At 72.8% G+C, this 12,207-nt stretch carries 10 protein-coding genes; 3 read left to right on the top strand and 7 right to left on the bottom strand.

The window, feature by feature from the left end:
• Positions 1 to 1,449, bottom strand: a complete 1,449-nt coding sequence (gene argG / locus J7F03_RS27545; RefSeq protein ID WP_214954101.1) for an argininosuccinate synthase — start codon at positions 1,447 to 1,449, stop codon at positions 1 to 3.
• Positions 1,450 to 1,613: 164 nt separating this feature from the next.
• On the opposite strand from argG, the gene J7F03_RS27540 reads away from it, so the two are divergent.
• Positions 1,614 to 2,342, top strand: coding sequence for a hypothetical protein (locus J7F03_RS27540; protein WP_214954099.1), 729 nt, complete (start codon positions 1,614 to 1,616; stop codon positions 2,340 to 2,342).
• Between the two features lie 61 nt (positions 2,343 to 2,403).
• Here J7F03_RS27540 and J7F03_RS27535 read toward each other — a convergent pair whose 3' ends face one another.
• The 6 genes from J7F03_RS27535 to J7F03_RS27510 form a co-directional block, all read right to left on the bottom strand.
• Positions 2,404 to 3,123: an LmeA family phospholipid-binding protein gene (locus J7F03_RS27535; RefSeq protein ID WP_214954097.1), complete on the bottom strand. Its 720-nt coding sequence runs from the start codon at positions 3,121 to 3,123 to the stop codon at positions 2,404 to 2,406.
• A gap of 74 nt (positions 3,124 to 3,197) precedes the next feature.
• Positions 3,198 to 4,430 carry an MFS transporter gene (locus J7F03_RS27530; RefSeq protein ID WP_214954095.1) on the bottom strand — a complete coding sequence of 411 codons (1,233 nt, stop codon included), beginning with the start codon at positions 4,428 to 4,430 and terminating at the stop codon, positions 3,198 to 3,200.
• Positions 4,427 to 5,656: an ATP-grasp domain-containing protein gene (locus tag J7F03_RS27525; protein ID WP_214954093.1), complete on the bottom strand. Its 1,230-nt coding sequence runs from the start codon at positions 5,654 to 5,656 to the stop codon at positions 4,427 to 4,429. The genes J7F03_RS27530 and J7F03_RS27525 overlap by 4 nt, the downstream gene beginning before the upstream one ends.
• A gap of 132 nt (positions 5,657 to 5,788) precedes the next feature.
• The gene (locus tag J7F03_RS27520; protein ID WP_214954091.1) at positions 5,789 to 6,916 is read right to left on the bottom strand and encodes a peptidogalycan biosysnthesis protein; all 1,128 of its coding nucleotides are present in this window, start codon (positions 6,914 to 6,916) and stop codon (positions 5,789 to 5,791) included.
• A gap of 112 nt (positions 6,917 to 7,028) precedes the next feature.
• Entirely contained in the window at positions 7,029 to 7,925 is an 897-nt protein-coding gene (locus J7F03_RS27515; RefSeq protein WP_214954089.1) for a homocysteine S-methyltransferase family protein, read from the bottom strand.
• On the bottom strand, positions 7,922 to 8,716 hold the full coding sequence (locus J7F03_RS27510) for a hypothetical protein (RefSeq protein ID WP_214954087.1): 795 nt from the start codon (positions 8,714 to 8,716) through the stop codon (positions 7,922 to 7,924). The genes J7F03_RS27515 and J7F03_RS27510 overlap by 4 nt, the downstream gene beginning before the upstream one ends.
• 320 nt (positions 8,717 to 9,036) lie before the next feature.
• Here J7F03_RS27510 and J7F03_RS27505 point away from each other — a divergent pair, with 320 nt between their 5' ends.
• Together J7F03_RS27505 and trpS are read left to right on the top strand one after the other, a co-directional pair.
• Positions 9,037 to 10,770, top strand: coding sequence for an FAD-dependent monooxygenase (locus tag J7F03_RS27505; protein ID WP_214954085.1), 1,734 nt, complete (start codon positions 9,037 to 9,039; stop codon positions 10,768 to 10,770).
• Between the two features lie 268 nt (positions 10,771 to 11,038).
• Positions 11,039 to 12,136 carry a tryptophan--tRNA ligase gene (trpS, locus tag J7F03_RS27500; protein ID WP_214954082.1) on the top strand — a complete coding sequence of 366 codons (1,098 nt, stop codon included), beginning with the start codon at positions 11,039 to 11,041 and terminating at the stop codon, positions 12,134 to 12,136.
• The last annotated feature ends 71 nt before the right edge of the window (positions 12,137 to 12,207 follow it).

Genomic DNA, 12,207 nt, shown 5'->3' with positions numbered 1-12,207 from the left:
TCAGTCGGTGCCGAACTCCATCGCGGCGCGGTCCAGCAGCTCGTCGTCGCCGGAGACCTCGCCCCGGGAGGCGATGGCCTCGGCGCCGCCCTCGGGCATGGCGCCGATCAGGCCGGTGCCGGGCGCCTGGCCGATGCCGACCAGCTCGGGGTGGGCGGTGCCGACGATGCCGAGGCCGGCGTACTGCTCGAGCCTGGCGCGCGAGTCGGCGATGTCGAGGTTGCGCATGGTGAGCTGGCCGATCCGGTCCACCGGGCCGAAGGCCGAGTCCTCGGTGCGCTCCATCGACAGCTTGTCCGGGTGGTAGCTGAACGCGGGGCCCGTGGTGTTGAGGATCGAGTAGTCCTCGCCGCGCCGCAGCCGAAGGGTCACTTCACCGGTGACCGCCGAGCCGACCCAGCGCTGCAGGGACTCGCGGACCATCAGCGCCTGCGGGTCCAGCCAGCGGCCCTCGTACATCAGCCGGCCGAGGCGACGCCCCTCGTTGTGGTACTGGGCGAGGGTGTCCTCGTTGTGGATCGCGTTGACGAGGCGCTCGTACGCGGCGTGCAGCAGCGCCAGGCCGGGCGCCTCGTAGATGCCGCGGCTCTTGGCCTCGATGATCCGGTTCTCGATCTGGTCCGACATGCCCAGGCCGTGGCGGCCGCCGATCGCGTTCGCCTCCATCACCAGGTCGACGGCGGAGGCGAACTCCTTGCCGTTGATCGTCACCGGGCGGCCCTGCTCGAAGCCGATGGTCACGTCCTCGGTGGCGATCTCGACCGAGGGGTCCCAGAACCGCACGCCCATGATGGGTTCCACGGTCTCCACGCCGGTGTCGAGGTGCTCCAGCGTCTTGGCCTCGTGGGTGGCGCCCCAGATGTTGGCGTCGGTCGAGTACGCCTTCTCGGTGCTGTCGCGGTACGGCAGGTCGTGGGCGACCAGCCACTCCGACATCTCCTTGCGGCCGCCGAGCTCGGTGACGAAGTCGGCGTCGAGCCACGGCTTGTAGATGCGCAGGTGGGGGTTGGCGAGCAGCCCGTAGCGGTAGAACCGCTCGATGTCGTTGCCCTTGAAGGTCGATCCGTCGCCCCAGATCTGGACGCCGTCCTCGAGCATCGCGCGCACCAGCAGCGTGCCGGTGACGGCGCGGCCGAGCGGCGTGGTGTTGAAGTAGGCGCGGCCGCCGGAGCGGATGTGGAACGCGCCGCAGGCGAGCGCGGCCAGGCCCTCCTCGACGAGCGCCGCCCGGCAGTCGACCAGGCGCGCGATCTCGGCGCCGTAGGCCTTCGCACGGCCGGGCACCGAGGCGATGTCGGGCTCGTCGTACTGGCCGATGTCGGCGGTGTAGGTGCAGGGGACGGCACCCTTGTCGCGCATCCACGCGACCGCGACGGAGGTGTCGAGGCCGCCGGAGAAGGCGATGCCGACGTGCTCGCCGACGGGCAGAGAGGTGAGAACCTTAGACATGGGAAGAGTATGCACCTGGACACATGTTTATGCAAAACCGCATGGCCGGAAGCCCGTGTCCGGCCACGAGCGGGTATCCGTCCCCAGCCGGCATCCGGCCCCGGGTACCGAAGATGCCCGTGTGACCATGGCTTTTTGCCACACCCGCACCTCATGGGGGGACCATGCGCACCCGTACCACCGCCGCCCCGACCGCTCTTGCCGCCGTGCTCGCGGGGGTGCTCCTCCTGGCCGGCTGTTCCGGCTCCGGCGGGAGCCCGGACGACAAGGCAGGCAGCGCCGCCGCTTCCGCCTCGACGGGCCCCGCGGCGCCCCCGTCCGGCGGCGGATCGGGGTACGAGGGCCCGCGGCCGCAGGACCAGAACCTGCTGGCCTGGACCGGCGACCCCAACGACGCGGGGCACGTCACCGCCCAGACGGCCGCCGGGGTCGGCGGACGTGTGACCCTGGTACGGATCGTCCTGCGCGACCGGATCACCTGGTCCGACATCTGGCTGGGACTGGCCGGGATCGACGCGAACGCCCAGCTCGACCACTGCTACCTCGGCGTCTACGACGCGAGCGGCACCCTGCTCGCCGCCACCGCCGACGTCTCCCCGCAGCTGATGACCGAGCCGGTGGCCAAGCCGCTGCCCCTCGCCAAGCCGTTCACCGCCGCCCCCGGCACCTACTTCGTCGCCCTCCTCCTCAACGGCAGCTGGGCCACCAACGCCCTCACCCTCAAGGCCACGGGCGCCGGCATCTCCGTGAACGCGGGCCTGGCTCCGCCGAGCCTGCGCTACAGCACGATCCTGACCGGCCAGAAGTCCCTGCCGGCCACCCTGAACCTCGCCGAGCAGTCCACGAGCACGATCAACACCGGCTGGGGCAGCCAGTGGTACGGAATCTCCTGACCGGCCCGCGGCGCGGCGGCGGCCGGGCGCCCGGCGGCGTACGGCCCGCCGCCTGACGTCGTCAGGCCGTGCCGCATGCGGAGGCCGTGCGGGAGGAGGCGGCCCCGGGTGAGAGCGCGAAGTCGAGTACGAGGCCTGCGGCGCCCGCGTGGGCGCCGGTCAGGCGGGCTCCTTCGGGCAGATCGGGGATCTCGACGGTCCGCGGCTCCAGCTTGCCGGCGATCCGGGCGGCGCCGGGAATCGCGGAGAGGGTCTCCACCGGCACCTGGCGTCCCAGCAGGCTGACCGTCGCGGGGGTGATGGTGACGCTGTTCGCGGTGGTGGACAGGTCCGCCACCACCGTCACGGGCAGGCCGCCCGCTCCCCCGGTGACGGTGAGGCGGCTGCCGTCGGTGCCCAGTTCCATGCCCTGGCCCTCGTCGCCCGACTTCGCCGCCAGCTGCCCGTAGGCCACGGTCGCCGTGGCGCTCCCGCCGTCGATGCGCCCGTCGGTGGAGACGCCGCGCAGCGTCGCCACGAAGTCGAAGTCGGTGCCCTGGTGGTGCACTCCCCCGGCGGTGACGCGGACCGTGCCGACCGTGCCGGTGAGCGCGCCGAGGCCGGCGAGGGTGCCCTCCAGTTCGGCGTCGACGCCCTTGTCGGTGTCCAGGCGGCAGGCGAGGGCCTCGGAGACCCGCCGCTCGACCTTGCCCTCCACGTACGCGTCGGCGGCGGCCACGGCCGCCACGGCGAGGGTGAGCGCGCAGGCCGAACCGAGCAGGAGGGTGCGGCGACGTATCACTGTGCGGTGGTTCCGATCCGGGAGGGTACGGCGAACTGCTGGACCGGCCAGGGCGGGCTGGTCGGGCGGGGCGGTCAGGTCAGGGCCGGCTCCCGCGTCCGGGTGCGGGCGAGGAGGGCGCTGAGGAGGGTCCCCAGCAGGGCCACGGCCGTGAAGACGATCCAGAATCCGGAGGCCGAGGCGACCAGCAGCCAGGATCCGGCGACCGGGACGGCCACCGAGGCCACGGACCAGGACGACTGGTAGACCGACATGCAGGTGGCCTCCGTGCCCGGCTCCGCGAGGTCCGAGGCGTAGCCGTCGCTGGCCGGGGCGATCACGATCTCGCCGAGCGTGTAGACGGTCATCGCGACCAGCGCGGCGGCCACGGTGAGCGCCGGCAGCAGGTCGTCCCGCAAGGGGGCGACCAGTGCGAAGCCGAGGCCGGCCGCGGCGTACAGGGCGCCGCCGAGGAACATCATCCGCGGGGCGGGGAGGTCCGCGGTGCGTTTGACCAGCGACTGCTGGAAGAGCACGACAAGGCCGCCGTTCACGGCGAGCACGGTGCCCGCCGCCCAGCCGTCCAGCCCGGCGTGGTCCACGAGGTACAGGCCGGTGAACATCGACACGATGGTGGCGCACACGGTGAAACAGGTCTTGGCCGCTGTCAGCAGCGCGAAGCCCGGCAGGCGCATGACCTGCAGCAGACCCCCGTCGGCCTTCGCCTGCTCCTTGCGGGCGGCCGGGGCCGCCGCGCCCGCCTGGCCGCGCAGGCGCAGCAGTACGAGTGTGGTGACGGCGAAGCTGGCGGCGTTGATCAGCACGATCACCCGCAGGCCGGTCGCGCTCTGCGCCGAGGCCAGCACGCCGCCGACCAGGGAGCCCAGGCACAGACCGATGTTCCGGGCCCAGCCGACCGTACCGAACGCACGCCTGGCCTCGGGTCCGCGCGCCAGCCCGGCGATGGTGGCGCCGAGGGAGACCCAGACCACCTTGTCCAGTACGGCGGACAGGACCAGCGCGCACACCGCCGCGGGGGCGGGCAGGGTCACCGCGTAGAGGACGAACAGCGGCGTGCGCACGGCGTTGCCCACGATGAGCGAGCGCATCGAGCCGTAGGTCTGCACCACGCGCCCCATGGGTGCGCTCGCGGCGATCAGCGCCAGGTTCGCCACCGTGAGCGCGGTGCCGACGGTCCCGACGCCCAGGTCCTGGACCCGGACGAAGTACAGCAGCGCGAACGGCATGAACATCCCCGAGCCCACCGCGTCGACGATCATCGCCCACACGAAGAGCCGGGGCAGCGGCCCCTGCTCGGTCCCGCTCACGCGTCGGGCACCTTGGTCAGGCCGAGGACGTCGAGCAACCGGGAGTTGGCGTCTGCGAGCTGCGTGAGCAGTTCGCCGCGGTCCGGGCCGCTGCCCAGGACGTAGCCGGACCGCCACCAGTTGGCGTCGACGGCGCTCAGGGTCGTACCGGGGGGCAGCAGGCGCTCGGCGTGCGAGACGAGCGGTAGGCCGTCGCGGACGCCCGCCATCGTGGGGGCGTCGGCGATGGTGCCGGTGGCCGCCACGAACTCCACCGCCGCGACCTGCGGCGCACGGTCGGTCCTGGGGCGGGCGGGGTCCTGCTCGCCGAGAGCGATCGAGAGCGCGGCGTCGTACAGGTCCAGCCCGGTGGCCCGCAGCAGCACGTCGCTGATCAGCCCGCCTGCCGGGCGGAAGGCCGCCTCGATCAGGTGCCAGCGGTCTCCGTCGCGCTTGGCCTCCAGGTGCAGCACGGCGCTGTCGATGTCCAGCGCGGCCACCACGTTCTCGACGAAGGCGGTCGCCGAGGGGCCCAGTTCGGCCTGGACGGCCGGGTCGATCACGTGCCGGGTCTCCACGAACGACGGCGGCGCGGTGCAGGTCTTCTCGGTGACTCCCACGAACAGGGTGCGCCCGCCGGAGACGACGACTTCCAGGGACACCTCGGGCCCGGGCACGAAGTGCTCGACGAGGGCCTGCGGCCGGCCCGTCGTGTTCATCACGGCCGAGATCGCGGCGGCGAGTTCCGCCGGGTCGGACACCCGGCGGATGCCGAGGCTGGCCGCGCCGTCCACGGGCTTGACTATGACCTCGCCGGACGGCGCCGTACGCAGGAGCTCGGCGGCCTCCTCGGCGTCCGAGGTCAGGACGAAGGGCAGTTCGGCCCCGGTCCCGGCCAGTCGCCGGCGTACGTCGCCCTTGTGGGCCAGGTCCTGGGCGACGGCCGGGCCGGCGCCGGGCAGGCCCCACTCCTTGGCGAGCCGGGCGGCGACCCGGGTGCCCCAGTCGGTCAGGGCCAGTACGCCGTCCACCCGGCCGGCGAGCGAGTCCAGCAGGTGCAGGTCGGGGCCCGGGTCCTGGTGGTCCGTCAGGCGCCAGGCGTGGTTCTCGGTGGCCAGGCGGTCGTAGCGCGAGTAAGCGGTCTCGTCCACGAGGATCGTGTCGACGCCCCTGCGCTCCGCCGCTGCGAAGAATCGTTCACGCAGCGGTCCGATGCCGATGATGAGGACGGTGGGACGTGTGTTCAAGGCGATCCGAATCCTTCAGACGTGGCAGACGTGGCAGACGTGGCAGGCGTGGCAGGCGTGGGAGGTAGGGCGAAGAGGGCGGGCGGATCCGCGAAGCGGCGGCGGCCTGCGCGGCGGTGCGGGCTGCGGCGGTCAGGGACCGGCGGTGAAGGCCCCGTTCGTACGGTGGAGCAGCGCTCCGTGCGCGGCGGCCCCGGGCGGTACGGCGCTCAGCAGCGGCCTCGCCGTGGCCCCCCTGCGCAGTTTGGGAGTCCCGTTGCCGGTGCCGAACAGCACCCGGGAGGCTCCCGTGGCGCGGGCCAGCCGCATGGGCAGGTGGTAGGCGACGTGGAAGTACGCGCCGATCTCCTCGCTGCCCGGGCCGAGGCCCACCATGCGCAGCAGGACGTCTCGGGTGCCCAGTACCAGGGTGGCGCTCGCGACGGCCCGGCCGTCGCGGTCGCGGACCAGCGCCACGGCGTAGCCGGGGCCGAAGGCGGTGCGCAGCCGTTCGTTGACGCGCAGCAGGCGGGCCGGGTCGCCGGGGATGCCGTGCTTCTCGTCCGCGCACGCCTCCAGCCGCGCGACCTCCTGCTGGACCTCGTCGGTCACCGTGTCGCCCCGGTGGATCTCGGCGGAGGCGCCGGCCGCGTCGAGGGAGGCGAGCTCCTTGCGCAGCTGACGGCGCCGGTCCGCCGGGAAGCGGGCGAGGTAGCCGCCCTCGTCCTCGCCGACGTCCTCGATCCCGAAGTAGCGGTCGGTGACGCCCACGTGCCAGCCGCGTGCGCGCAGGACCGGCAGCACCGGGTCGGCCTCGTCGAGGTGGAGGAAGGTGAGCAGCCGGCCCTCGTCCCGCGCGTGCTCCTGGAGAGCGGTCACCAGGGCTTCCGCGTCGAAACCCGCGCCGCCCGCACCGTGCGCGCCGTCCGGCCCGGGTACGGGAACGGGGAAGACGGACTGCCCGTACCCGAGGGCACACACGTTGAGCTGGCGCAGACCCTCGGCGCGGGCCTTCTCGAGCTCGGCCTCCGGCTGCGTCACCTCCCGCCCCGTACCGGCCGCGATGTCGGTGCAGTTCATCCGGGGGAAGCCGGCGTGGTCGTCCTGGGTGCGCACCGCGCAGGCCGCGCCGGCGGCCGGGACCTCCAGGAAGCGCACGCCGTCCTCGGGCCACCGGTTCGCCGTGAGCCACGCGGCCGAAGTCCTCGGGTCCTCGGGAGCGGTGCTCCAGTACCCCTCGGACAGGCCGTCCACGGACCCGTACTCCCTGAGCGTCACCACGCCGTCCCTCCCGCTTTCACGCATGCCCGACCCCGCCGCTCCCCCTGGGCAAGGGCCTTCCCACCTGGGGAAGCGTAGTCCAGGTGATCCGCCGGACCACACGCGAGGAATGTCACGAGGCCGCCCCCGCGAGGTGCTTGGCGGCCAGGGCGGCGATGTGCTCGGGCGCGGTTCCGCAGCAGCCGCCGACGAAGCCGAGTCCGAACTCCGCGGCCCAGCCGTGCGTCAGGTCGGCGAAGGCGGTGGGCGACAGTGCCGGGGGCAGCGCGTGGGCGCTGTGCTCCCACTCGTCGAGCGCCGCCCGGTCCTCCAGGTTCGGGTAGACGCCCACGGTCACGCCGAGGCCGGTGAGCAGTTCCACGGCGCGCGGAACGGCCGCGTGCGGCAGGCAGTTGACGGACACGGCGCTCGCGCCGGCCTCGACGCACGCCCGCGCCGCGTCCCGGAGGGAGTCGCCGCCGGGGAGCGTCGCGTCGTCGGTGACGACGAAGCTGACCCAGGCCGTCAGCCCGCGCTCGGCGGCGGCCTCGACGGCGGTGACCGCCTCGCGGCGCGTGCACTGGGTCTCGACGAGCACGAGGTCGACCTCCGAGTCCGCCAGGACCGCGGCCATCCAGCGGTGTTCGCGGCGCAGGGAGTCCTGGTCCGGGGTGAGCGCGGGGGTGTAGCAGTCCTCGACGGGGGCGACGGACGCGGCGACCAGGGCGTGCGGGGCGCCGGCCTCCCGGCGGGCCCGTACCGCGCAGTCCACGGCCCGGTGGACGTAGCCGGCATGCTCGGCCGCGGCGACGCCCATGCGGGACAGCGCCCTGGTGTTGGTGCGGAAGGTGTTGGCGGTGAGGATGTCGCTGCCGGTCCGCAGGAACTCCGCGTGCACGCCCACGAGGGCGTCCGTGCCGGCCCGGTCCCGCAGTGCCGCACTGGTGAGCCAGGGTTCGGCGATGGCTATGCCGGCCGCTTGCAGACCGGTGGCCGTGCCACCGTCGAGAATTCTCGGACGCGGACTCATACCAACTCCTCGCAACGTTTCACGGTATGGCGTGCTGCGCTTTGCGCACGGCCCCATTCAAGAAATTCGGCAACCCATTCGGAAGGCATAAGATTGACCTTCTGGTCGGCGAACGGGCGCTCTGCGGGATGGATCCAGTCTTCGTCGCCGCGACGCGGAGCGGAACCGTCTTCCCGGAGGATGTGCGGGCCGAAGTAGAACCAGGAGATCTGGCCGACGAACTCGTTGAGGACCGCGCCGTGAACCTCGGGGGAAAACATCCGCAGGTGCGCGTAGGCCACGGAGAGCTCGCCCCGGAGATTGAACGGGGCCCGCACCAGATAGTGCCCGAAGTAGTCGTGCGCGGCCCGCAGGACGTCGTTGTGCAGGGCCGGGACGCCGTCGATCCCGATGCTCGACCGCAGCAGGAGCGGGTTGTCCGGGTCCTCGTACCCCTCCGGGCCGTGCCCGTGCTCGGTGGGGTAGACGTACAGGTCCGCACCCGAGTCCAGGGCTTCGCAGAGCTCCCGGGCCGTTCCGTAGGGCTGCCCGGGGTGCGGGTACATCCGGACCCGCACTCCCATGCCGGTCATGCAGGAGAGCTGGGCCCGCGCCTCGTCGGCCATCCGCAGGTACTGGGCGCGCACCTCCGGGTCGTTGGGCCGGTGTGCTTGTTCGTGAAAACGGTTCGCTATCTTCCGGACCAGGCCTTCCGGAATTTCGGAAGCCTCGAATCCGAGTTCCGATGGCCCGATCTCCATATTGGCGCTGCACAAATAGGCGCGAGCGATTTTACGAACATCGACGACCATGCATGTTCCCCCCAGGAATGCCGTTCAGGAAGCCTTTAATTCACACTGCCGTTACGAAGCCCATCATGATCATCGGCTCCCGGTTCTGCAAGTCGCACATACGGGACATCGGAGGATGTACGGGGATCAAATAAATTGGTCGACGGCATATCTGGAATGCGCTACCCGGGGTTCGATTTAGTGAGACACAAGCGGGTTCACCGTTCTTTCACAAACGGAGCGATTTATTTCCGGGTTCGGGTGTCCCGGGTCGCCTCCCGCGCACCTCCGGGCGACCATGAAGTACGGGGCCAGTCGGAGCCGGGCGCTGGGAGGCACCTGTGCCACACACCCGCACAACCGACGTACTGATCGTGGGGGCCGGTCCGGTCGGGCTGAGCGCGGCCGCCGAGCTCCGCCGGCACGCGGTGCCGTGCCGTCTCGTCGACCGGCTGCCGGCCCGCCTTCCCTACGCCAAGGCGGTCGGCATCCAGCCGCGCACCCTGGAGATCTGGGACCGCATAGGCCTGGCCCGCACCATCTTGGAGGCCGCCGTTCCGCTGCGCGGGCAGCTGCTCTACGTCAACGGCCGGGAGCAGGCGCGGCTCGACCTCACGCTGCCGCCCGAAGTGCCCTACTCGTTCGCCGCACTGCCCCAGTACGAGACCGAGCGCCTCCTGGAGGAATACGTCGCCACCCTGGGGACCGCCATCGAACGCGGCACCGAACTGCTGTCGTTCACCCAGGACCGGGACGGCGTCACCGCACGGCTGCTCACCGCCTCCGGAGCCGAGGAGGAGCTGCGCGCCCGCTATCTGGTCGGCTGCGACGGAGCGCACAGCGCCGTGCGCAAGGGACTGGGCCTCTCCTACGAGGGCGACGCCTTCGCCGAGGAGTACATGCTGGCCGACGTCGAGACCGACTGGGACCTGCCGGCCGGATACACCGTACGGTCCGTCCGCCGGGGCGTCGACGGTTCCCCCGACGACGTGCTGGTCTGCATCCCGCTGCCCGGCAAGGGCCGCTACCGCATGTCGATGCTGGTGTCGCCCGAGCTCTCCGCGCGGGCGCCGGACCCGGCGTCCGCACCCGACGACGGTGTGGCCCACGGGCTGGAGGCCGGCGGCCGCGTCCCGGAGCTGTCCCACATCCAGGCCGTCGCCGACCGCCTCGCCCCCGTGCCCACCGTCCTGTCCCGGATGCGGTGGTCGTCCGTCTTCCGCATCAGCCACCGCATCGTCGACCGCTACTGCGAAGGGCGCGTCTTCGTCGCGGGCGATGCCGCCCACATCCACCCGCCCACCGGCGCCCAGGGCATGAACACCGGTATCCAGGACGCCTGCAACCTGGCCTGGAAGCTCGCCCTCGTCCTCCGGGGAGAGGCCGGGCCCGCCCTGCTGGCCGGCTACGACGCCGAACGCCGCCCGGTCGGCGAGGAGGTCGTCGGCCGGACCGTCAGGCACGCCAGGCACGGCATGGACGCCGACCCCGACGACCCGATGACCATGCGGCTCCGCGAGGCCCAACTGCTCGTCGGCTACCGGGGCGGACCGCTCGCGCCCGACCCGTACGGGCCGCCTTTCGCGCCCCAGCCCGGCGACCGCGCGCCGGACTGCGCGGGATTGACCCTGTCCGTCTCCGCCTACCCGTGGCGGCTCCTCGACGTCCTGCGCGGCCGTACGGCGCACGTGGTGCTGCTGTACGCGGCCGGCACCGCCCTCGTGGCCGAGGCGGCCGGGGCCGTCGAGGCGGCCCGGGCCGCGGGCGGCGGTGCCGCGGGCACCGCCGGCGGGCCGACCCGCGGGCCCGCCCTGCAGACGCTCGCCGTCCTCGCCCGCGAGACCACGGCGACTTCGCCGGCCGCGCCGGCCCGCCCCGACCTGGCGGCCACTCCCGACACCCCGGCCGTTCCCGGATACCTCGACGCCGCCGGGGAGTTCGCCCGGCTCTACCGCCCCGAGGGCCCGACCGGCTTCGTCGTACGCCCGGACGGGTACCTCGCCGCCCGGTTCCCCCTCTCCGGCACGGCGGCGGCCCTGTCGGACTACCTCGCCGCCCTCTCCGCGCCGCGGTGAACGCCCCGGCGGGCCACGCCGACGGCCCTGCCCCGCCCTCGAGGACCATCGGGACCCGCTCAGGATCGAAAGTCCCGGCCCTGGGCGGGCCGGGCCCGCTAGACTCGACGCATGTCCGCTTCGTCTCGTCCGTGCTGGTGGCGCTCCCCGTAGGAGCGGCCACGGACAAGTCGTACCCACCGGGCCGTCGATCGGACGGCCCGAGGCGCATGTGCTCCCGGGTGCCCCCGGGCGGCGGTCCTCCCCCTTCCAGGCAGGAGACCCGCACATGACGACCCCCGATACCCTCCCCGCGCAGACCCAGACCCAGACGCACGCCGATGTGGCGATGGCGCAGCGGCGCAGCGCCGAGCTGGAGCTGCGGATCCAGGAGGCCCCCGGCCGTTTCCGGGTGCTGACCGGGGACCGGCCCACCGGACGGCTGCACCTGGGCCACTACTTCGGGACGCTCCAGGGCAGGGTGCGGCTGCAGGACGCGGGCGTGGACACGTACGTCGTGGTGGCGGACTACCAGGTGCTCACCGACCGCGACGTGGCCCAGCGGCTGACCGAGCACGTGGAGGACCTTGTCCTCGACTACCTGGCCGCGGGGATCGACCCCGAGCGCTCCACGATCTTCACGCACAGCGCGCTGCCCGCCCTGAACCAGCTGCTGCTGCCCTTCCTGTCCCTGGTCTCGGTCGCCGAGCTGCGCCGCAATCCGACGGTCAAGGACGAGATCGCGCACTCCCGGCAGGCCTCGGTCAGCGGGCTGATGTTCACCTATCCCGTGCACCAGGCCGCCGACATCCTCTTCTGCAAGGCGAACCTCGTGCCGGTCGGACAGGACCAGCTGCCGCACCTGGAGGTCACGCGCACGGTCGCCCGCCGCTTCAACGACCGCTACGGGCAAGGGGGTCCGGTGTTCCCGGAGCCCGACGCACTGCTGTCCGCCGCCCCGCTGCTGCTGGGGACCGACGGGACGAAGATGAGCAAGTCCCGGGGCAATGCCATCGCGTTGGCCGACACCGCGGACGAGACGGCGCGCCTGATCAAGGGCGCCAAGACCGACGCGGTGCGCCGGATCACCTACGACCCGGCCGGCCGGCCCGAGGTGTCCAGCCTGGTCCTGCTCGCCGCGCTGTGCCAGGACCGGGAACCGGAGGAGGTCGCGCGGGAGATCGGCGACGCCGGGTCGGCGGCCCTGAAGCGGACCGTCACCGAGGCGGTCAACGACCGCTTGGCGCCGCTGCGTTCGCGCCGCGCGCAGTACGCCGAGGACAGGGCTTACGTACGCAAGCTCGTGCGGGCCGGCAACGAGCGGGCCAACGCGGTCGCGGAGGCCACCTTGGAGGAGGTCCGCGCGGCCATGGGCACCCGCTACTGACGCGGTGTCCGCACGCTTCGCCGCGGCCGCGCCGGGCGGCGGCCGCCGGGGACGTCGCGGCCGGCTTCGGT

Origin of the sequence: Streptomyces sp. ISL-43 (assembly GCF_018614195.1) — a bacterium.
In the GTDB taxonomy this organism is placed as follows: Bacteria; Actinomycetota; Actinomycetes; order Streptomycetales; family Streptomycetaceae; genus Streptomyces.
The sequence above is the reverse complement of the archived record's forward strand: the minus strand, read 5'-3'. Positions and strand labels throughout refer to the sequence as shown.

Excerpts from the sequence above, each read along its gene's own strand:
- argG (WP_214954101.1), bottom strand. The coding sequence starts at position 1,449 with ATGTCTAAGGTTCTCACCTCTCTGCCCGTCGGCGAGCACGTCGGCATC.
- J7F03_RS27540 (WP_214954099.1), top strand. The coding sequence starts at position 1,614 with ATGCGCACCCGTACCACCGCCGCCCCGACCGCTCTTGCCGCCGTGCTC.
- J7F03_RS27515 (WP_214954089.1), bottom strand. The coding sequence starts at position 7,925 with ATGAGTCCGCGTCCGAGAATTCTCGACGGTGGCACGGCCACCGGTCTG.
- J7F03_RS27510 (WP_214954087.1), bottom strand. The coding sequence starts at position 8,716 with ATGGTCGTCGATGTTCGTAAAATCGCTCGCGCCTATTTGTGCAGCGCC.
- trpS (WP_214954082.1), top strand. The coding sequence starts at position 11,039 with ATGACGACCCCCGATACCCTCCCCGCGCAGACCCAGACCCAGACGCAC.